16 protein-coding genes are annotated in these 22,330 nt (G+C 49.1%); 4 read left to right on the top strand and 12 right to left on the bottom strand.

All coding sequences use genetic code 11. The annotated features are described in order from the left end of the window. Window positions 1-21: 21 nt before the first annotated feature. The 5 genes from P2H89_RS29920 to P2H89_RS29900 are packed head-to-tail and all read right to left on the bottom strand — an operon-like array spanning window position 22 to window position 10,179. Window positions 22-2,634, bottom strand: a complete 2,613-nt coding sequence (locus P2H89_RS29920) for a glycerophosphoryl diester phosphodiesterase (RefSeq protein ID WP_275834136.1) — start codon at window positions 2,632-2,634, stop codon at window positions 22-24. Continuing rightward, a complete protein-coding gene (locus P2H89_RS29915) occupies window positions 2,631-4,373 on the bottom strand; it encodes a sodium:solute symporter family protein (protein WP_275834134.1) in 1,743 nt (580 codons plus the stop codon). Before P2H89_RS29915 ends, P2H89_RS29920 begins: the two co-directional genes overlap by 4 nt. Before the next feature lie 26 nt (window positions 4,374-4,399). Continuing rightward, window positions 4,400-5,287, bottom strand: a complete 888-nt coding sequence (locus P2H89_RS29910; RefSeq protein WP_275834132.1) for a DUF5017 domain-containing protein — start codon at window positions 5,285-5,287, stop codon at window positions 4,400-4,402. A 29-nt stretch (window positions 5,288-5,316) separates the two neighbouring features. Beyond that, the gene (locus P2H89_RS29905) at window positions 5,317-6,960 is read right to left on the bottom strand and encodes a RagB/SusD family nutrient uptake outer membrane protein (protein WP_275834130.1); all 1,644 of its coding nucleotides are present in this window, start codon (window positions 6,958-6,960) and stop codon (window positions 5,317-5,319) included. 21 nt (window positions 6,961-6,981) lie between these two features. After that, window positions 6,982-10,179 carry a TonB-dependent receptor gene (locus P2H89_RS29900; RefSeq protein ID WP_275834128.1) on the bottom strand — a complete coding sequence of 1,066 codons (3,198 nt, stop codon included), beginning with the start codon at window positions 10,177-10,179 and terminating at the stop codon, window positions 6,982-6,984. Between the two features lie 146 nt (window positions 10,180-10,325). On the opposite strand from P2H89_RS29900, the gene P2H89_RS29895 reads away from it, so the two are divergent. Then, window positions 10,326-11,339: a LacI family DNA-binding transcriptional regulator gene (locus P2H89_RS29895; protein WP_275834126.1), complete on the top strand. Its 1,014-nt coding sequence runs from the start codon at window positions 10,326-10,328 to the stop codon at window positions 11,337-11,339. Here the strand turns inward: P2H89_RS29895 and P2H89_RS29890 are convergent, their stop codons facing one another. The 4 genes from P2H89_RS29890 to P2H89_RS29875 all read right to left on the bottom strand — a co-directional run bounded on the left by P2H89_RS29890 (window position 11,340) and on the right by P2H89_RS29875 (window position 16,326). Further along, on the bottom strand, window positions 11,340-13,007 hold the full coding sequence (locus P2H89_RS29890) for a hypothetical protein (protein ID WP_275834124.1): 1,668 nt from the start codon (window positions 13,005-13,007) through the stop codon (window positions 11,340-11,342). Between the two features lie 46 nt (window positions 13,008-13,053). Continuing rightward, window positions 13,054-14,382 (bottom strand): T9SS type A sorting domain-containing protein, encoded by a 1,329-nt coding sequence (locus P2H89_RS29885; RefSeq protein ID WP_275834122.1) that lies wholly within the window; start codon window positions 14,380-14,382, stop codon window positions 13,054-13,056. A gap of 154 nt (window positions 14,383-14,536) precedes the next feature. Further along, a complete protein-coding gene (locus tag P2H89_RS29880; RefSeq protein ID WP_275834120.1) occupies window positions 14,537-15,259 on the bottom strand; it encodes a LytTR family DNA-binding domain-containing protein in 723 nt (240 codons plus the stop codon). Then, the gene (locus tag P2H89_RS29875; protein ID WP_275834118.1) at window positions 15,256-16,326 is read right to left on the bottom strand and encodes a histidine kinase; all 1,071 of its coding nucleotides are present in this window, start codon (window positions 16,324-16,326) and stop codon (window positions 15,256-15,258) included. The genes P2H89_RS29880 and P2H89_RS29875 overlap by 4 nt, the downstream gene beginning before the upstream one ends. Window positions 16,327-17,066: 740 nt before the next feature. Between P2H89_RS29875 and P2H89_RS29870 the strand changes: the two genes are divergently transcribed. From P2H89_RS29870 to P2H89_RS29860, 3 genes are all read left to right on the top strand, one after another. Further along, window positions 17,067-18,956 carry an outer membrane beta-barrel protein gene (locus tag P2H89_RS29870; RefSeq protein ID WP_275834116.1) on the top strand — a complete coding sequence of 630 codons (1,890 nt, stop codon included), beginning with the start codon at window positions 17,067-17,069 and terminating at the stop codon, window positions 18,954-18,956. Between the two features lie 294 nt (window positions 18,957-19,250). Beyond that, complete coding sequence (locus P2H89_RS29865; protein WP_275834114.1) at window positions 19,251-19,577, top strand: metalloregulator ArsR/SmtB family transcription factor; 327 nt, start codon at window positions 19,251-19,253, stop codon at window positions 19,575-19,577. Continuing rightward, window positions 19,574-20,077: an SRPBCC domain-containing protein gene (locus P2H89_RS29860; RefSeq protein ID WP_275834112.1), complete on the top strand. Its 504-nt coding sequence runs from the start codon at window positions 19,574-19,576 to the stop codon at window positions 20,075-20,077. The genes P2H89_RS29865 and P2H89_RS29860 overlap by 4 nt, the downstream gene beginning before the upstream one ends. Before the next feature lie 248 nt (window positions 20,078-20,325). On the opposite strand, the gene P2H89_RS29855 is transcribed toward P2H89_RS29860, so the two are convergent. The 3 genes from P2H89_RS29855 to P2H89_RS29845 all read right to left on the bottom strand — a co-directional run bounded on the left by P2H89_RS29855 (window position 20,326) and on the right by P2H89_RS29845 (window position 22,083). Continuing rightward, window positions 20,326-20,937: a YdeI/OmpD-associated family protein gene (locus P2H89_RS29855; protein WP_275834110.1), complete on the bottom strand. Its 612-nt coding sequence runs from the start codon at window positions 20,935-20,937 to the stop codon at window positions 20,326-20,328. 5 nt (window positions 20,938-20,942) lie between these two features. After that, entirely contained in the window at window positions 20,943-21,104 is a 162-nt protein-coding gene (locus P2H89_RS29850) for a hypothetical protein (RefSeq protein WP_275834108.1), read from the bottom strand. Between the two features lie 79 nt (window positions 21,105-21,183). Further along, a complete protein-coding gene (locus P2H89_RS29845) occupies window positions 21,184-22,083 on the bottom strand; it encodes a helix-turn-helix domain-containing protein (RefSeq protein WP_275834106.1) in 900 nt (299 codons plus the stop codon). Between the last annotated feature and the right edge of the window lie 247 nt (window positions 22,084-22,330).

Here is a 22,330-nt window from a genome sequence, read left to right as displayed (position 1 = left end):
GAAGTTTTTCTAATGCACGGATTAGTAGGCGACCTCGATCACCTGCATTCCATATGAAGGGATCGACAGCGTCCATGTATTACCCGTCGCCAGTACCGTTCGCTGGCCGTCGGCATTCCGCAGGTGCACGGACCTTGGGCGAATATGGGCGTTGTTTATTATTTTGTTGTAGTCGACGGTCAGCGTTGTTTGTAGCGGATCATTATCACTGTTCAGCAATAGCAAGAAGAGCTTCCGCTGTTGCTCATTGATAGCGCCGAAATAGTCCAGGTAATGACTGTCTGCCTGCAGCATGCCTTCTTTCAGCAGCAACGATGCCGGCTGTCCATACACCTTCCCTGGTTTAAAGCCATAGCTCTGGTGAGGACCAACCTTGGGGGTGATCCAGCCGCGCGGAAAACTCACCTGCCCCTTCGAACGCAGCGACACTTCCGACAGGAGATAATCCGTGATCCAGCCGATCTGCCACCAGGCATGATGCGGATAAGGCCCCGCTCCCCGGTTCATCACATCCCAGTAATAAGAAGCCACACTTGTTGAAGAATCGACAAAAGCATCACGGCCCAGGGCAGCTGCGCGGGCCATAGTCAGGAACAATGAATCTTTTGTAAGGGAGAACATACGCACAAACAGGCCGGCATGACTGGCTAGCAGTATCGGGCCACGCAGGGTGGCAGAGCCAAAGCTGCCGCCATGCTCAAAGCTGAGACCTACCTGGCTGATCTCCCAATCGCGCCGGGGCACCCCTCTTACCGATTTCTGTAATTGCGAAGGAATGGGATGCGTATAGACACTGGTCGTATACAGTTGAGCCGTCGTGATGGCTGCATCAAGATGACGTTTATCTTTTGTTATGTCGTACAGGTCAAGCAAGGCTTGTGCACTCTGGCCTGTGGCGAAATCCGGCGCAAAGCGGGTATCGCCGCACACACCGGTGAAATGACCTTTGTCGACAGCATGTGTCATAAACCATTGCGCTCCTTTGATAGCGCCCTGCAGGTATTTTTTATCGCCCAATAATTTATAGGCGATCAACAAGCCATAGAAAGTCGGCCGCAGGTCGTCAATGTCGGTGAACAAAGGTTGCTGCGTAGCATGATCATAAGCAACAACCCAACGCCCCTCGGGGCTCATCCAGTTTAATAATCTGTCAGCAGCGAGGCGTACTTCCCTGCGCATAGCCGTATCACCAGGCTCAAACAGCAATATATTGCCAGCATCCATCAGCACATAATACGTAGTACCGATGGGCTCTACATAAGGTCCCCACTCTTCTGTAAACTTCTTTTGGGAGGGCAGGTAATACTGACCGGCCGCCGAACCGTAAAAGAAGCCGGCAACGGTATCTTGCTGGGTGAGTTTAAAATTGCGCGCATAGGGTAGCCTGGTTGCCTGCAAAACCGGATCGCCGGAAATGCGGGCCAGCATCCACATGGCGCCAAAGTCTGCATTCTTGATGGCATCTCCTACTCCGCCGTGCACACCACCCCGGTAGTCTTGTGCTCCCACTGTCAGACCCCGGAATTGTGTGGTCCTCCATTTGGAGGTACTATCGTCGATCACATACTGATGCATCTGTTGAATACGATCTGTCAGCGATTGGCGGGTCTGCTTCAAAGCGAGAAAATCTTTCAGCCTATAAATATCATTGGCAGCATGCTTGTACACGCTGTACCAGTCGGCCGCTTGAATCGTATAGCGAAAGGAGAACCTTACAGCATCTCCCTTTTTCAACCAGGATCCCTGCTCACCGAGGATAGGATGCCAGGCTGTGGGGGTAAGTTGCGCCGATCGGTTCATAACGGAAAGACCAAGCTGCCAGTCATTCTGTGTACTGTGATCCCACTCCCAGGGATCGCGGCTGGTGCCGGGTGCCGGGATAACGGCGAACGTGATGCCTTGCTTATTGCTAACGAGCGGTGATAAAGTGCTGGCGGTCCTTTCCCGGGTCACTACCGGCAAAGCAGGTATCCCCTGACCGTATCCATAGGCCTTAACGAGATTCTTTTCAATAGTACTTCCCTGGAAATGTCCCGGCACCATCGCCCACGCCAGCTCTTTTTCTGCCGTGATGGCCAGTGATGGAGAAGCCAGGGAGAAGTAACCATCCTGCTTCGCCTGCAGCACCAGCTCTACCAGGATATCGTTTTGATATACTTCATCCATGCGCCAGGTGGCGGTAATATCCGCTTTATCCAACTGTTGGCTGAACTGTAACGCCCCGTCTGGCTGTTTCAATTGCCTAGGATAAAACCGAAAAGCTTCACCCGCCTTATTGAGGGCCACAGGCAGCAAAGTTTGCTTCCAGGGTGGTAGAATATAACGGTATTGCGGCTCAGGAATATCGATCAATGCCCCTTGTTCATTATATACTTTAGCAGGTACACTATCGGGCTTCGCTTCGGAGTACAGGAACATATATTCCCCACTCAGCCCCGGCAGCAATTGCCATTTATTGCCCTGCTTTACCGCCAGCTTCTGCAGGCGCCAGCCATCTGCCGACTGCTGCCACTCCACTTGTAAGGAAGAAGAAGACAAATTGGTTTTCGCAGCAACCGGCTGCTGTGCAACTACCGTTGAGCAAACCAGGAAGGTTGCGCAAGTAGCGGCTACATATGTTTTAAGAATACTCATACCTGTTCTGATTGGGTGTAAGCAGCCACCGGCGGGGTTGCCCCATCAGCCTGTTGTGGTAATTTTGCTTTGAGTGCTGCGCGGAAAGGAATGATCGCACTTAGCAGGATCAGGGCAGCAATACCGGCAACAAGGCCAGACCCAGCCGTAGTAAGCAGGCTCAGGGCAAACAGCAGCACGGCAATAAAGGCCAATGCAAAAGCAATTACCCGTAACCCAAACCTGTTCTGCTTTTTGATCTCCAGCACCTCTTCCTCATTCACCTGCTGCGCATTCGCTTTGCGTTGCGCCTTGCTTTCGAGGTAAGCATGGTATTCCGGACTCACCTTATTGGACGAACGCATATACCATTCCCAGGCAGCCAGCATCAGGAACGGCAGCCCTACCCCCAGCACCATCTCCGCTCCACGGCTGAGTTTGAAACCAATGGTCAGCGGTAAGATCATTTTAAACACCAGGTTCACCCCAAGGCTGATCAAAGTGATGGACAAAGTGGCTTTCCCCGTAAGGCGTTTCGAAAAGAGCGCCCAGATCGGAGGAGCCAATAAGGGACCGCCGGTAATGGCGCCAATGCTCAGCGTGAATTCTACAATACCACCGATATAAGGAACAATGAGCGCTATTCCAATCATGCCCAACCCGAATAACCAGGAGGAGATCCGGGCCACCCGCATCAATTGCCGGTCGGAGGCATTCGGATTAATGCTGCCTTTATAGATATCATTGGTGAACACAGCGGACACCACATTCAAAGCCGTGTTGGCAGAAGCGGAGGTAGAGAAATACATCCCCGTAAGGATCAATCCCATCAGTCCTGCCGGCAACACATGTTTGCAGATCATCAGGTAAGCGTTCTCGGTATCCAGACCGGTCAATCCGGGATTGATCGTCTTGTATACCATGGGCGGCAACATCCACAAAATGGGACTGATCAGGTACAGCCCCGCAAATAGGAAAGCGACCTTCGACGCTGATTTGGGCTTATCAACACTGGTATAACGCTGTACAAAAGTCCAGTTACCGCCGATATAGAAAATATGATAAAGTGCGAAAGCCAGGATAAAACCCCAGGTATATTCACCATTCACGACCTGAAAGAACCTTTCAGGTGCTTTCTCCAGGAATGGCTGCACACCACCGGCTGCATTGAAAGCCAGCGGCAGGATAATGAGGATGGCAGCCGTGAGGATAACAAATTGCAGGATATCGGTAACCATCACTGCCCAAAGCCCCCCAACAGCCGTATAAGCGATCATGAACAAACCGAGCACAATGGTGGTTGGCAGCAGCGGAAACCCGAGCGAGGAACCAACGAGTTTGGCCACAGAGTATAAAACAGACCCTTTGATAAAAAGGGAAACCAGCATGAAGATGTAGATATAACTTTTCTGTACCCGCTCCCCCAGCCTTTCGCGGATGAACTCGGCAGCCGTCAGGTTGCCGGTCGCCTTCCACCGGGGCGCCAGGTATAGACCCGTAATGAGCCCGCCGATGCACATCGTCCACTGGATCGTGATGGCCACCCAGCCGTGCTGATAGGCGATAGACCCCCAGGCCACGAAGGTGCCAGCAGAAAAGAAACTCATGAAGAGCGACAACCCGCCGATCGTCCAGGGAACCGCTTCACCGCCGGCAAAGAACGATTTCAGGTTCCTGCCGGTACGGGCAAAGAGAAACCCGATCAGCATGATAAAGACCGAGAATACAACGATGACAGCGGTATCAATGGTAGCGTTCATAGTGTTGGCGGATAAGCAAAGGCAATTTACGGAGTAATAGTTATGGTTAATTCCTTCAACACGCGCGCCGGCATATTCTGATAAGACGCATTGCTGGCTTCAAATACCACCTTATACGTGCCCGCTTTATTGAACAGATCGGTAGCTGGTGCATAACGGGTGAGATTGGTGGTGATGTTCTTGATCGCAATGCCTTTATCGGGCGTAGCAGTATTGGGATTGAAACTTTTGGAAAGTACCCAGTCATCATCCGCGTTATTGGCCGTAGCCTGACTCAGGAGCTGCGAGCTCGTGATCGACCAGTTGGAAGCAGGATTCGCAAAGCTGATAGCTTTCCAGGCAGCAGTAGACATGGTAGCCATTGGAGTAATGGCGCCATCCGGCGACTGGTTATCGGCATTGAAGGTACGTACCACCCACCGGTTCGGACCAGCCAGCGCAGGCGTCACATAACGAAAGGCAAGGGTGGCGGCCTTGTTGTTATTGGCGAATTCCGACAGGTCGACAGTTCCCGATTGCGTTTGGTCGGCACCCGTAGACAGCGTAAAACGGCTGGTCACATCTGTCCAGGTCGCCGCCTTCACATTCGTCGTATCGTATACTCCATTGAAATCGTTCGACACCAGTACGGTCATATTGTTGCGTACGCCAAACTGCTGATAGGTATTGAATTTCACCAGCAACTTATTGCCCGTGGTGAACGTCCTTTCCCTGAATTCATATACGCGCCCCGGTGTCCCTGGCCAAAACACGATGTTCTGCGGGGTACCTGTAAAGGTGAATATGATGGAATCGCCCAGCTTGAACGTGGACCCGTTGGCGGCAACTTCAAAAACCGGCGTATCTACTTCATCACGCTTGCTGCAAGACGCAAGCAGAAGGCTGCAAATGATATATGGAAATAGTTTGTTCATGTCGTTGTAGTTCGAAAGATGAATAGATATTACCAACCAGGATTTTGTGAAACATAGGGATTCACGGCAATCTCGGTATTGGGAATAGGAAACAGTACACTCCTCGCTGTAACCCTGGCGGCCTGCTTGATGGCTGCATCAGACAGTGTGCTGGGCATATTGGTCTGGTAGGCCGTCACCTGTTGCTGCATTGTGCTAACGTAAGTACCCCAACGCAGCAGATCGTGTTTTCTCAATCCCTCATAGCTCAACTCCCGGAAGCGTTCCTTTTTGATGGCTTCGAGGAAGTCGGCGGAAACGATACCCGGATCGAGATCGACCGATGGATCGGCCACCTCAGCAGGCTTCCCAAACCCTCTCCTTCTTACTTTGTTGACATACTCTATGCCAGTAGGCGTAGCGCCCACCACATGGCTTTCCGCTTCTGCATACATCAACAGCACATCCGAATAGCGGAGCATGGGAAAGTTGATACAGGTAAAATCCTGGTTCTTGGGGTTGGTCACTTCATATTCCCGGCGGTATTTACCCGCGCTTCTTTCATAGATCTGCGCTGAGGTCCAGTTGGTGCGTGTTACCGGTGCTGCCGTACCTGAACCGGTTGGCACAAATCGGTAAGGAGCGATGGTCCAGTCGCGTCGAAGATCACCATCCTCATAGGCGCTGTACAGTTTGGCAGTAGCATGCACGTAATCATAAGCAAAGCCGGTATCGATATTCGGACAGTAAACACCCATCCAGGAACCTACATAGCCGCCTTCGCGGATGATCTCCTGGTTATTACCAAAGTATTCTACCTCCCAAAGCGTTTCTTTGATATCGTACCGGTTCTTCGACAGGTTGATGAAGACCTCGGAAAAGCTGGGATTGAGGGCGTGTAATTTAGAGTCTATTACTTTCTGGGCGTACAACTGCGCCTCCGCATACTTGGATTCATCTTTCAATGGCTCACCCGCCATTGTCAGGTACACCCGGGCCAGCATACCTTGCACCGCAGTCTTGCTGATGCGGCCGTTGAAGCCGTAAGTAGTGATGTTTTTCACCAACCCCTCTGCGTCTTTCATATCCTGTACAACCTGGGCATACACATCGGCCAGCGGTGCACGAGGCAGGTTGGGCTCGAGCGGTGATTTGGTATAGGTGAGTTTAAGTGGAACGCCACCCCAATTATCCGCCAGCACAAAATAATAGAAGCCGCGGAGGAACAAGGCCTGTCCCTTGATCTCATTCTTAACAGAATCGTGCACGTCTGCACCACCCACCCTTTCTATCAGCATATTCGCACGCTCGATGCCCACATACAACGCTTCCCAGCAACGATTAAGCTCCAGCATACTCGCATCGAGCGTATTCGACATATACCCGGTGGGCTGGCCCTTGATGAAGAATTCGTCGCTGAAGCTAAGAAAACCATACAGGCCGTTTCCATAGGTACGGCGATCGCCCAGGCGGTCATATACCGACGAGAGGGCCCGGTCGAGATCCTCCTTTGTTTTATAGTAAGTTTCCGGTGTAATGGAATCAACCGGTTTGGTATCGAGGAATCGCTTGCAGGAGCTAAGCAACCACATACAGCAACATACTGTCAGCAGCAGGCCCAGGTTGTTGAAGGCTGGCCGGCCACCCTTGCCTTGTCGGCACTCTTTGAATGATAATGGGAGATGCAGGAACATATGCAAAGCTGTTTTAAATCGTTAGAAAGTTACGTTTAGGCCAACGGTGATGGTGCGGGCTTTGGGATAGGCCGACCAGTCGAAGCTGGGTGTAAGCGGAGAGTTCCGTACAGATACTTCCGGATCCACACCAGTGTAATTTGTCCAGGTCACCAGGTTCTGCGCAGCCGCGTACAGCCGGATACTCTTGATCTTAATACGCCTCAGCACCGGCGCCGGCAGCGTATAGCCAAGGGCCACCGTTTTCAGCCGCAGGTAAGAACCATCTTCGATGATACGGCTCGAATACACGTTGGGACTCGTGACCCCGGCCACCGGCAGTGTTGCATCGGTGTTATCAGGCCGCCACCGGTCTTCAAATGACTTGAACATATTGAGATAAGGTCTTCCTTCCATGCCTTCAAAAACCAGGCGGTTCGCATTCAGCACGTCGTTACCATAAGACCATTGGAAGAATACGCTCAGGTCGAAATCATGGTACTTGAAATTATTGGTGAAGCCGCCGGTATGTTTGGGCATCGGGTTGCCGATAATGGTCTGGTCATTGGCATCCACTACGCCATCGCCGTTGATATCCTTGTATTTCACAAAGCCAGGCTTGATGAGGGTACGATCCTGCCCGTTGTTGGGCACTTCGTCTTTCAGCTGGTAGCTGCCATTGGGCAATTGGATAAAATCTTCCACCTGGTACAATCCATCATTGATGAAACCGAGGAACATCGCCACCGGCATACCTGGCCTTGCCAGATACGGAAGACCGTTGTTGAAGTTGTCATTCCACCCCTGTACACGGGTGGTGATGCTTGGCTGATCGAAGTTCAGCTCCAGTATTTTGTTTCTATTAAAAGCGATATTGAAATTGGCACTCCATGTGAAATGCTTATGGTCGACATTCACGGTGTTAAGGGTAAACTCCAGTCCGTTGTTAGCCACTTTGCCGATATTCTTGTACCCGTTCAGGTAGCCGGTAGAAGCAGCCAGGTTGGCCAGCAGGAGCAGGTCGCTGGTACGTTTATTATAATAATCGACGGTAAGCGCGAGGCGGTTATTAAGGAAGGCCAGGTCGATGCCCAGGTCCAGCTGTGCCGTACGCTCCCATTGCAATTCTTCGTTGCCCACTTCTACAGGTGCAGATCCTGGAATATGCACGTTATTGAAATAATAACCCGGCGTGGTGTTGCCGCTACCATTGGTGAACCCGGTTTGGCGCAGCACAGACAGGTAAGCGAAATCGGCCACCCGGTTGTTACCTGTAACGCCATAACTCGTACGCAGTTTCATATCGGTGATCCAATCGAATCGCTTCATGAATGATTCCTGGTTGATGCGCCACGCAAAAGAGCCAGAGGGGAAATAACCCCAGCGCCTGCCGGGAGCAAATTTGGAAGATCCATCTGCCCGGAAGGAAGCCGTGAAGAGGTATTTCTGCTTCCAGGTATAATTAGCCCTTCCCAGGAAGCTGGCCAGGGCCGACTCAGAATCGGCTGAAGTATTGGTAAGCGGAATACCTTCATCGAGACCGGCGATCCCCAATGCCTCGTTGGGCACTTTACCGGCAGTGAAGCCATCGGCAATCGCCCGCGTCCTTTGCAGGGTAAAGCCACCCAGCACGTTCAATACATTATTCTTGTTGAATCGCTTATTGTAAGTGAGGGTATTTTCGTTGAGCCAGCTGGTGAATACCGTGTTATTGATGGAACCGTTAACGCCATAGGTTTGTCCATACACGGTACGCGGATTACCTGCAGCCGTTTTTGTATTATTGAAGACTTCCCGGCGGTTGCCGTTTCTTGTAATACCGCCACTAACGCGCAACGAAAGATCTTTGGATATTTTATAGTTCAGGTAGCCGTTGGCCATCACTACATTGGTATACCCTACAATATGCGCGTTCTTAGCAGATACGATCGGGTTTACGCGCAGGTCAGAATTGGTGGAGATATCCGGATCGAAGGCATCGTCGGCGAAGGTTAGATCAGACAGCGAATCGCCGGTCAGCGGCCGGTAGCCCCAGGCGCTGTAGAAAAGATAAGAAGAAGCGTTGATGCCATTCTCCCCGCCACTGGTAGCGATCTGTCCCTGTGTCTTTAACCAGGAGTAGTTCACATTGACACCCACCTTCAGCCTGTCGGAAACCGTTTGATCCAGCACTACCCTGCCCTGGTACCGCTTGAAACCACTGTTGATGATGATACCCTGCTGATCGAGGGCAGAGCCCGAGATCACATAGCGGCTTCGGTCGTTGCCGCCGGTAAGAGAGATGCTATGGTTTTGCATGGGGGCCGTACGGAAGATCTGGTCCTGCCAGTCCACCCCTTTGGCATTCCGATATGATTCGAGCGTCTTGCCGTTTTCGAGATACACGCCCGATTGGGTTGGATTGAGTTCAAGCTGGTATTTCACAAACTCGTAAGGGCTCATTACTTCCAGGCGTTTGATCTCCTGTTGCACACCGTACCAGGCATTGTAGGTAAGAACCGGAGGACCGGTCTTTCCCTTCTTGGTAGTAATGAGTACTACTCCGTTCGCGCCACGCGCACCATAGATAGCGGTAGCGGAAGCGTCTTTCAATACTTCGATCGATTCGATATCATCGGGATTAAAGGAGTTGTTGCCGGGGTTTTCAATGGGAAAACCATCGATCACGTACAGCGGCGCATTATTCTGTGTGATGGAGTTGCCGCCGCGGATGGTGATCAGGTTGCTGGCGCCTGGCTGTCCGTCGATGGCGCTTACCTGCACACCGGCCACACGGCCACCGAGAGCATCTTCGAAAGAAGCAACGGGCGCCTTTTTCATATCCGTCACTTTTACCTGGCCCACCGAACCGGTAAGGTCCCTTTTCTTCACGGTACCATAACCGATCACCACCACATCATCGAGGTCCTTCATGGAACTCGTGAGCTTCACATTGTAAATGGTGTTGCCGGCATTCAGCTTCAGGTCTTTCGAAACGAACCCCACCATGGAAAAGGTAAGTTCGGCACCCTGCAAATTGCTCACGGCAATAGTAAAAATGCCTTTGTCATTGGTGGTGGTGGTAACTGTTTTGCCTTTGAGCTGAACCGTGACGTCGGCCAGGGGTTCGCCCTCCTCATCGGTTACTTTACCGGTTATGGTGGATGTTGACGCGGGGGGAGCATTCTGGGCTTTCAGACCGGAGAATGTCGTTACTACTGTAATCAGAGTAAGTAATAGTGCAGCTAATCTTTGTTTCATACGGAGCATCGTTCGCTAACAAAAATGCCAATTACGGATTGGAGGACAAAGAAACTTCGGTTAATTTATTATTGGGAACATTCCCAATTTAAGGGAATGTTCCCATATCGTTCCAATTCCTTTTATTTGTACCCTAATCCCACTGCATGAAACGCCATCAGACAACGATTGTTGACATTGCCAGGAAACTGAATCTTTCCAAATCAACCGTATCACGCGTACTCACCGGCCATCCCAGTGTAAGTGAAAAAACACGCCGGGCCGTGATGGAACTGGCGGAGCAGCTCGACTACCAGCGCAACATGCTTTCTGTGAGCCTGCTCAACAAAAAAAGCAATACGATTGGCATTATCGTGCCCGAATTCATGAGCTCCTATTTCCCACAGGTGATCATGGGCGCACAGGAAGTAGCAGCCGAAATGGGATACAATACCATCATCTGTCACTCCAATGAACATTACGAAACGGAAGTCGCCAATACCAGGTTGATGCTGGCCAACCAGGTCGATGGGCTGCTGGTATCACTCACCAAAGAGACCCGCAATTTCGACCACCTGAAAATATTCGAACGCAAAGGTATCCCCATCGTGTTTTTCAACAGGGTCTGTGATGAGATGGATGTGCCAAAAGTGGTAGTAGATGATTACGAAGGCGCCTTCCGGGCGGTAGAACACCTGATCAAGCGAAAGAAAAAGCGGATCGCCCACCTGGCGGGGCCCGACTCACTGCTCATCAGCGTAAAACGATTGAGAGGCTATCGTGACGCTTTGAAGAAATACAATATTCCCATCGACGAAGAATTGATCATCCCGTATGACCTCACCATCGCCAAGGTGAAGATCTATGTAAACCATTTGTTGCGTTTGTCCAATCCTCCCGACGCCATATTCGCGATCAACGATCCCACGGCCATCGAAGCATTGCAGATCGTAAAAAAGAAAGGGCTGGAAGTACCGAAGGACATCGCGATCGTCGGCTTCAGCAATGATCTTGCTTCCGGCCTCATCGATCCCGCGCTCACGACGGTTTCCCAGCCCGTAAAAGAAATGGGGCAAACGGCTGCACAACTACTCATCGATCAGATCAACCGCGATGTGTCGGAATGGAAAACGATTATCCGCGTATTGAAAACAGAACTGATCGTGAGAAAAAGCAGTTGATCAGGGTGTATTATTGATACTCCATACCGGTAAGGTATTGATAGCGCCCCAGCGCTTGCCATGCTCCCGGGTTTGACAGGGATAGGGCTCTATCGTATTGGACGTTTGCGTAAGTCCACTGACCGAGGCGAATACCATCGCCGGGTAGGGACATTTTTCGATCGTATTGTGGTGCACGTTGATCTGCTGGAAAGCACCAGCAGTGGCGGGTACCTGCGGAACACCATTCACGTACCATACTGACAATGCGCCGGGCGGCATTCCCTGGTTGGTCTTCTCAAACATGCATTCAAACAGCTTATTGTATTTGATCTCTACGTTGTCGGCAAACCCGCCGCCCATCCAGGTGATCTCCGGAGCTACCAGGATGCCATTCATCTGGGTGCCAGTGATCTCATTGTCCTGCACCACACCATGCGAGCTTTTGATGAGTATACCACGGGACCGATTGTAACCTACCTTGTTATTGCGGATCAGAAATCCCTTGCCGGTATGGCTTTCATTGTATACCAGGTCGCCCAGCCCCATGGCTGGTAAAGTATCCACCGTAAGGATGGTTCCTCTCGTATAACTTGTTTTGAACAGCAGTTCAGGATACAGCGCGGTAATGGTATCCCGGTCGGCGCTAGTAGGTGTAAAGGATGCGATCGCTGTGATCTTCATCATACCTGCCTTTGTACCCGCATACACCACGTGCTGCAAGGTATCGCCGGTGTAGAAGACCGGAAGCCCTTCCCTGCTTAGCACATGCATGGTTTTAGCAACCGTATCGATCCTGCATACGGGGAAGGAGCGGCCAACTATTACGATGCAATCATCACCATTATGCTTCACTTCACAGTTCTCTATAAGCGGCCCCACACTCGCCAGGCTGCTGTGGATGCCATCGGCATTGCCCGAGCGCAGTCGGGCCGGTATGCCGGCAGGCATACTCCCCCTGCCCACCTTGCAGCGATTGTAATGCGAGCTGCGGCAATCCCGTTCAAAGAAGGAAAAGCTGTTGGACCCATAGATGGAAACGTCCTGCACGGTAGCATTGGTGCACTTCTCCAGCATAAGGCAATGCGCGGGCGGATTGGCTTTGGTACTTACCACATCCAGGACCACCAGGTCACCCACTTTTTCAAAAGCCACCCAGGCAGCGTTCTTGGTAAGCCGGAACTTCCTGGTGGTACCGATTCTCGCGAAAGAAGTATAATGGCCTTCACCCGTTGTGATGCTGTTGCGTTTCAACTGACGGGTAGCAGGATCATAGAATTGCACCCGGCTATGCCGCACATTATCGACCGCATACCCTGTGTCGATCTCCACTTCGAACCACAGGTTGGAGGGGGCTTTCGCAACGATCACGCCCTGCGTGAAGCACAACGGATCGTAGTCGATCGTCAGCTCTTTGATCGTGATGTTCGTACAATTCAGAAAGCGGAAAGCCAGTTCCTGCGAATTGCAGATGATGGTGGAATTATTACCCCGGATCTCGACATTGCTGAGGTTCTGAAACTGGTAGGCGCCATTGGTCATATTATTGAGCAGGTACGTACCTGCCGGGATATTGATCACGGAACTGCCGGCCTGTGCATCGAGGATGGGCTTTAGTTCGGTCAACTGCCTGGCTGTAGCCGTCAACGATGCCAGGATGAAAAACAACAAGTAAAATATCTTATTCATAACATGAGTGCTTTATAGTATTTCGAAATGGATCGTTCATTGGAGACTATAGCTTCACCAGTTTTTTGGTGATCGCTTTCTTGCCTTCGTGCAGGGTTACATAGTAAACACCAGTTATCAATCCCTGCAGGTCGATCGTGAGGCGACCGCTCTGCAAACTGGCGCCCTCTACCCTTCTTACCACTTGCCCCGATACATTGGTGACGACGACCTTTGCCTTACTCAGTTGCTTGTTATCGAAAGTAACCAGTACCTGGTCGCGGGCTGCGTTGGGGGTTAGTTGTAAATGATAAAGGGATGGTTCTGCAGAGGCGGCCAGACTTGGCGCGACGGGTTCCGGCGCCATTACGATAGACCGGAAGACCTGTTGATCGTTTGCCCGCACGATCAGCCTGGGCGTAAGTGCCGCGAAGCTGGCATTGTAGCCCGTATTATCCGTGAACGTAACCACTTCACCACTGGCACCGGTACTGTTGTCATTTCTGCGGATGGCATAGATCACCACATGACCACTGGCATTGAGCTGCCCGGTCACGGCACGGTACTTATCGGACAAAGCGCCGATAGCTCCATTGCTCACCCAGGTGCCACCCGATAAAGAATACTTCTTCAGCTGGTTGTCATCCGCCACATAGAGTACATCCGATCCGGTGCCGGCATTGATCATAAAGAGCTGATAAGGACTACCGGTAGCGGGTACGCCAGGCAGGTTGGTCATGGTTTGTCCGGTGGTTACGGGCAAACCAGTGCCGACAGTAGTAATGCGTAGTGAACCGGACGTAGAGGTGGCATACAACTGACCGTTTACCACCACCAGGTTACGGGCGGTGGTGGTAGTAAGTTGTGTATGCGTGGAGCCGCCCAGTGTGGCGTACATGACGCCGCCCGATCCGCCGCTGGCCCAGATACCGGTTCCATCGATCACGGCAGCACGAATAGACTGACCGTTGAAAGCGCTCAAGGCCGTACTGGTATTGACAGCCCCGGATTGATCGATGATGCCCACTACCCTTTTAACGGTTGTACTGGCGGAAGATGAAACGGCTGCTGTACCCGGGTCAGCATCGTAACCGGCCAGGGCCAGTTGGCTCCCATCCTGCGAAAGGCTGACATACCCTTCCGTATAATCACTGGTGGAGATGGGAAGTGTGAGGCGCTTGTTGGAACCGCTTAGAACGGTGGGCAGGGCAATGGTGCGGACAAGGTCCCCGCAAGGATTGTATTCGTCGAGATAAACAGGCTGGGCCACACCGGCAGTGAGCGCGGCGGCACCGGAACCTATTCTAACGACTACGAAATTTCCCGGCGTAAATGCCTGGGAAAGAGCGTTGGTAGCTACGAGCACCAACAGGAAATGAAGGATTATTTTTTTCATATGGCAAATCGTATTGCGAACAAGTAACACAAAAACGACTTGGCCAGCATGAATCGGCACCCGTTTATTTTTGTGGGAATGTTCCCTACCCACGGGAATGTTCCCAACTAAAACAAAATCGGCAGCGTATGCTATGGGTGCCGTCCATATTCAATCATTTTCTCATCAGCTTATCTTTCACGACTACGGCTATCACTTCGTCACGCAGATTTCGGCTGATGGGTATGGTGTCCTGTTGAATCCGTATATCATTGCCGTCAATGCTGTCAATTTTAGGAATAGCTACCAGATAGGATTTGTGAACCCTTAAAAACTTTCCATTGTCAAGGTAGGTCTCCACTGTTTTCAGTGGCAGCAGCGTCATGAACTTGTTGTTGGTGGTATAGATGATTACATAATTCTGAAGTGCCTGAACAAACAGGATTTCCCCTATCTGTATCTTCTCGTACTTATTTTCACATTTGATGAATACATAATCCGGTGCTACCGTTGCCGCGCTCTCGATTTTATGATTCTTAAGTAAATGATAGTCTTTTGCTTTGTTGGTAGCTTTTAAGAACCGGGTAAAGGTGACCGGCTTTAACAGGTAATCTATCACGTCTAACTGAAAACCTTCAATGGCATAATCGGAATAAGCAGTGGTGAGAATGACCATGGGCAAGCTGGTCTTTATCTTCAAAAAATCCAGGCCCGTCATGAAAGGCATTTGGATATCCAGGAAAATAAGATCAACAGGCTGACTTTCCAGTAGTTTGTTCAGTTCAAGGGGGTTTTGCGCAACCCCCACCAGGTCGAGGTAGTCAATCACTTCCACATACTTTGAAAGCCCTTCCGTAGAGAGGGGTTCATCATCAGTTATGATACATTTCAGCTTCATGCCAAGTCAATTTTCAATGCTACTTTAAATCTGGCGCGTTCTTTATCGATGCAGAGTTCATGTTTACCCGGATATACCAGGTTCAACCGGCGCCGCACATTGGCAAGGCCGATTCCAGATAAACTCTGTATCTCGTCTGCCTCCACATTTCTGCTGTTTTCTATATTCAGTTCTAAAACCCGTCGGTCAGTTACGGAAAGATCCATTTTGATAAAGTGTTGCCGTGTCCTGCCTTTCGAAAGATGCTTAAATGCATTCTCCACAAAGGGGAGCAGGATGAAAGGGGCAATATGACTATTGTGAACCGTGGAATGGTTGATCTCGAAAGAAAGATCCGTTTGGTTCTCATGCAGCCGGAGCGATTCCAGTTCGATAAAATTTTCGAGGAACGTGAGTTCCTTGTTTAGCGGAATTTCCTTTTCGTTACACTCATAAAGCTGGTAACGAAGCATTTCAGAAAAGGAGGCAAGTGATTCTGACGCCAGGTCGGGGTTTTTGTGGATGAGGACAAAGATCGAATTAATGGTATTGAACAGGAAGTGCGGATTGATCTGTGACTTCAGGTATTTTAATTCCGTTTCCAGGTTTTCTTTTTCAAGTATCAATCTTTTCTTTTCAGCGTTTAACCAGTTCTTGCCCAGTTTTACGCTCATGGCCAGTGTCATCGCTCCAATAGTCGATGGCAAAGCCGTTATTGAAAATATTGCCAGAAATTGGTCAGGACGCTTCCCGAACAACTCGGTGAATGTTTTGTCTGATGTCCATGCGTTTAAATAATATCCCATTGTAATGAGTGCGGAGCAGGCCAGTACGGTCAATACCACAAGAAAAATGTAGGTTTTGTATCGGCCAGGGTAAAGAAACCTCGGAATGAGGTAATAGAGGTTAAAATAGGCGCCGGCAGCCTGGAAAATGATATAGCCAATAAACTTTACAGGTACTTCATTCTGAAACAGGTAAAATAACGTGTTATTAAAACTGCCTACATTAATAAGCATCCACAGGAAATGATAGGCGATCCAGAAAGGAATGTGGTAAAGGCGATATTTTATTATCCAGCTGCGCATAACATTGAATCTATCCTTTGTCCATGAAAATAATCGAAAATGGATCAAAATACGACAGAGATTGATGTTTTGTAAAAATGAGGTGACGAATGGGATTACCCAGCTTTATTACAAATGGTCAATCTGCCGGGGCATGTCGTCAATTTACCCAACCTATAGCAGAAAATCCGGGGTTTATTTGGGAAATATCTGCCATGAAGTATTTCCTGTTGACCATACTGGTTTTGGAGGCAACATCCGCCAGTCCGCAGTTGAGGGGCAAACTGGAGACCAATAAGGGCGAACCGGTGGCATCGGTCAGTATCATTGTTCACCGTGCGGCCGATAGCAGCAGGGTTGCCGGCGGCACCTCTGATGAACAGGGCCTGTTCGAAATCACCGGTCTGACTACCGGTAGTTATTTCTGCCGCATCAGCCGGTTAGGTTATATAACCGCTTATTCGAATGTATTTACAATTGCCGGTGATACCTCATGGATTGTTTTACCGGCCCTTCAACTGACTGCGGTAGAGGCAGTATTGGGCGAAGTGGTGGTGACGGCGAAAAAGGACCTGGTAAAGTTCACACCAGGCGGTAAAGTTTTTAATGTACAGGCCAGCCTTTTAACGAAAGGAAGTAATGCCTTGCAGGTGCTGGAGCGGCTTCCAGGCGTAATAACGGATCGAAGGAATAATCAGTTTAGCCTGAACGGACAGGCGGGTGTAACTGTGTTATTCAATGGAAGAAGAGTAAACCTTTCGATGGAAGAATTGATGAATTTACTGGAGAGTACGATAGCAGATAATATTGATAAAATTGAACTGATCACTTCGCCGGATGCCAAATATGATGCGGATGGAAGTGGCGGTATCATCAATATTATATTTAAGAAAAGCGAGCAGGAAGGCACCAGGGCAAATGCATCGGCTACTGTTGGGTATGGTTATCGCGGGAAAGCAGTTGGCTCGATATCATTATCTCATGGATTTAAGAATGCCAGTGTGCTTGGTTCATATTCCTATATGTATGATGGCATTCGTTCCGGATTTATGGGAAATGGTACCAATGACGGCCTGCTCTATAACGGAAGTACTTTTGCAACCTTTTCCGGCATATCACGGAGGTTTCAGCATACGCATAATCTTAGCCTGGCCGGGGAAATACGTCCAGGTCCCCAAACCACCCTTGGAGGGGACATGGCATTTTCAACGAACAAAACCCATAGCTTCACGAATAACGATGGGACATGGGAATATGATAACGGGGATTATCTTCGGTACGCTGCGCTTTCCGAAGGTAATACCAGGAGACACAATATCAACGCGTCTGTTTATTCAAGGCATAAGCTTTCCGCCCATGCGCAGTTGAATCTCGATGCCAGCTATATTCACTATGCTAACAATAGCCCGGCAATAATAAACGGAAAGTATTATGATCGGGCAGGAGATCCTATTGTACCGGTAGATTCAAATTTTACCAGTGGAAATCGCGGGAAGAGTTTCTCCAGCATAGATGCTCTGACCTTTGCGATGGACTTTACCAGCAAACTGGGGAAAAGGGTCCAGGCCGAATTCGGCGGCAAGGGCAGTATTTCGGAAAACAGTAATGACAGTAAGGTAGAGCGGCTGATAAACGGTCAATGGGCGATAGATCCCCGGTCTCAATCGTTAGTGAACAGCAGGGAAAAAATTGGCGCATTATATACTCAGTTTAGGCTCTTGTTAAATGCAAAGTCAAGTTTTCAAATTGGATTGCGGTATGAATACTGGCGTCGGGAAATAAGCCTGTACAAGGAACCATTTGTTATTGGAAAACTCTTTCCTTCCGTTTTATTTAATCAGGCCTTCACCAACGGCAGTTCCCTGTCGGTTGGCTATAACCGCCGTATCAGCCGTCCGGCTTACACCGATTTGGTGTCTTCTCTTTTTTACAATGACCCCACGTTTGTATTTTCTGGAAATCCCTTGCTGAAACCAACCATCTCGGATATATTCAAAGCAGACTTCAATCGGCAGCGACTAAATGTCTCCCTGTCTTTTCAGGTTGATCAACACCCGGTCTTACGCTACCAGATCACCAGCAATACGACAAAGGAAATAGGTATATCATCTCCGCAGAACCTGGATTACCAAAGGAATCTCAACCTGGCCATTAATTATTCCCTGCAACCGGCCACCTGGTGGAAACTAACGTTGGGTAGCACTACTTCCCTGCGAAATTACCGCGTGTCTTATAGCCTTCAGCCTGCGGTAAAAACATTTGTCCTCCAGAACCTGACTTTTAATCAACAACTGCAACTGCCCTGGCAGGTTGAAGCAGAATTAAACGGCTGGTATAATTTTCGTTTCTATGAAGGAACCAATATAGTCAGTGGATTTGGAGTCATTAATTTTGCCCTGGCCAAGAAATTGAAAAAAGGCAGAGGCAGCTTCCAGCTTTCACTGCCAGATTTATTTCGCTCATTCCGCGTGCGCACCCATATCGGAGGAATGACTCCAATTGCCTTTAACATCAATACACATGGCACCTGGAAAGATGAAACTGCCTTCTATCGTGTCATCAAGCTGACCTATTCCCGAAGTTTTGGTAAAAGCAGTATTCGTGCTACGACCAGGAATAGGCGGAGTGAGGAGGCGGAGAGAATACAGTAACATGCTTTTTTTTACCGGAAATACAAAACCCGCAGCGTGTGCTGTGGGTTTCTTGTTTATCGGTGCCAGTTGCAAAAATTTAGAACCAGTTTTTAGACGTCCCTATTCAAATTCAACGACTTAAATAGCAACCTCTGTATAATATTTATCAGTTGTAATCCCTGCAAACAGCAACCTGGAAACAGGACCCAGCAAATAATTGGTTTTTTATTTTATAACAGATCATAAAAAAATGTTGCGCAACCAAATAATTGCACTTACATTTGCAATCACATAGTTGCACATAAACCAAAGATGGAAATAAGAAGAGACATTTTTCAGGCAATTGCCGACCCGACCAGGCGGGCAATCATTGCCCTGATCGCATTGCAGGCAATGACGCCCAATGCGCTTGCTGAACATTTTAATACAAGCAGACAGGCCGTATCAAAGCATATTAAAATATTGACAGAGTGCGAACTGGTAAAGCAGGAACAGCAAGGCAGGGAAATTTACTACTCACTCCAAATTCAAAAAATGAAAGAGATTGATAAATGGTTAGACCAATTCAGACGGCTGTGGGAAACCCAATTTAATCAACTTGACAAAGTATTAGCAACACTTAAAAAATCAAAAAAATGACAACTAATTTGCTGTTTGATTTAATCGTTGACAAAACAACAAAAAAAGTGTTCATAACCAGGGAATTTGATGCTGAACTTTCACTGGTATGGGATGCTTTTACCACACAAGAACTTCTTGACCAATGGGTGGCACCTAAACCCTGGATGTCAAAAACGAAACACATGAATTTTGAAGTGGGTGGACGCAGGTTTTATGCGATGGTAAGCCCGGATGGTATGGAGCGTTGGGCCATTCAGCGCTACACATCCATTACGCCCAAGACCAATTTCAAAATGTTCAATGCTTTTGCAGACAAAGATGAAAACCCTGAATTACCAGGATCTGATTGGGAGTATAATTTTAGCGAAGAGGGAGAAAGAACAATAGTGAACATTACCATCTATAACGAATCGCTTGCCCGTTTGGAGAAGATGATTGAAATGGGATTCAAAGAAGGATATGCGGCATCCATGCAAAACCTGGAAGCACTGTTGGCAACTTTATCGCAACGCCAGTAGAAAGAAACGGCTGTCCAACATCGGCATATCAATGGTGTTCGCCAAATAAAGCTTACCCGAGCAAGCTCGGTACGCTGCCAGATATACAAAACCCGCAGCGCTGCTGCGGGTTTCTTGTTTGTCGGGATGACTGGACGAATATTTTAGCCTGTATTGGCAACACAAAAGTCGCTTGTCTCTACTTCGCACTTGAGTTCTTTTGACAAGGGAGGCAGTCATTGCCAGATTTGCTTCGATAAGGAAAAGTATTATTTCTCATATTGCCAGAACCGGCCTTTGCCTTCCGAGATCCATTCAATGGACTGGGTGGCTCTGGTCTCACGGGTGGCATCCGTTTTGGCATCGTTAAGCCATTTAGCGTATTCCTTTCTGAAGGAGGGTGATTTGCTTTCAAATACCTTTTTGGCCTTTGGATGCTTGTTTAGCCGTTCGTAGAAGAAGGCAGGCACTTCAACGGGGACTTGTTCTTTTTTTGACGGCGCTGGCTTTTTAACGCCGCTTGCATTGATGGCTATGATCTCCTTTAAATAGCCGGTGAGTATCTTTTGTGAAGGTAGTTCGGACAATGTTCTTATTTTGTCCATGTAGCCGAACTTCTTCCCGGCTTTTACGCTTTCTTTCATTCTGGGATCTTTAAGTTGATCTGCATTAAAGAGGCTGAATGAGATGTGTGCCTTGTAGGCACCGAGGGTACAAAGGGTGGCTCCTTTGTAAGAAAAATGCGGTAACGCCCATTTTATCTCTTCATCGACTTCCGGACAGGCGTCGTGAATAAGTTCTCGCAAGTGGAATAGGATTGGTTTGGCGAAATCTGCTGCCTTTGCGATGTAGATGTCGATCTTTGGGTTGGTTTGTTTCATGTTTTTTATTGTATAGGCAATTGATCAGCGTCCAGGTACACGAGTTCCCATTGGGGCCCCTCAAGGTCGGGAGAACTGCGGTTTGAACCGAAAGCCGGGCGCCGGAAGAAGACGCGGCTCCTGTTGAGGTTCTTTACCGACAGGCTGATGAATACCGGGTTTGTCATAGCCGGATCTGTATAGCAAAGAAACCAGGAAAACGGCTGACGTTGCTGGTTCAAATCTTGGATAGACTGGTAAATTTGCTCACTTGTGCTTTTTCCGGTAGTCGGAGGGCGACTCTCCGGTCTGACCCCGGAAGAATTTCCCGAAGTTGGCAGGATCGGAAAAGTTGAGCTGGTAGGCGATCTCTGCGATGCCGGAGTCGGTATAGCGGATGAGGGATTTGGCCTCCCCCGCCAATCTTTCGGAGATAAAAGACAGTGCGTTCTTGCCAGACACTTGTTTAACGGATTGGGAGAGATAGTTGGCTGTCACAGACAGCATATCGGCGTACTCCTGAACTGTTCGTTTATCGAGGTAGTGATTGTTGACGAGCTGGATGTATTTCTGCAACAGTATTTGTTGGGGGGAAGCCAATCCGATGTCTTTTTTTCTTTCGACACTGAAATCTTCGAGGTAGTACAACAAGCCCAGAAGTTTAAGCCGGGCCTCCATGTGCTGGTCTTTTGCCGAGTTGTCGTAAGCCTGGAATACCGCTTCGAAATGCGGTGCTAGCCGGTCGTAAGTGGCGTGATCGAACTTGAAGAGATTCGTGTGCAGCAGATCGAACAGGAGAAAAGTTCGATGAAAGTCCTGTTTGAAGAAGGAAAAGCATTCTGCCTTGAAATAGACAATGTATCCTTCAAGCTCATTGTTGTGCGAAAAGCTGTAGATCAGGTTGGGGGCGTGGAAGACCATATAGGAATCCGGGTTATTGATCCGCTGGTCGTTATAATTCACTTCGATCTGACCGGTGTTCCGGAAGAGCGCAAAAAAATAGAAGGAACGTTTTAAGGGTGGTCGGTATACCTGGAGCACTTCGTCGACCCTTTTCAAACGTAAGCAATAGAAATCCGGGTTGTTTGTTTTCCCGGGCCAGGGAATAGATGCCAGGAAGTCATTGATCTCTGTGTAATAAGGAATAGATAGTGTGGCTTTTTCCATGAAAGGTTAAATCTAGGTATTTTCCAATTGACAGCAAAGTTGCCGGGGGAGTCGTGTTTTGACTAAATTCTTTCCATCATTCTAAATCCAAATTCTCTTTGCAAAAACGCTAAGATATGCTCCACCTTTGCAGCTTCCAATACACTGTCAGAATAAGCCTTAGGAACAGTATAAAAAAAGTATCGGTAAGTGCTGTCAGTCGCCATTTCAAAATGAATAGCGCTACTATTGTAGGTATATGGCATGT

The organism is Paraflavitalea sp. CAU 1676, from assembly GCF_029223285.1.
In the GTDB taxonomy this organism is placed as follows: Bacteria; Bacteroidota; Bacteroidia; order Chitinophagales; family Chitinophagaceae; genus Paraflavitalea.
This window is presented reverse-complemented; position numbering and strand designations above follow the sequence as displayed.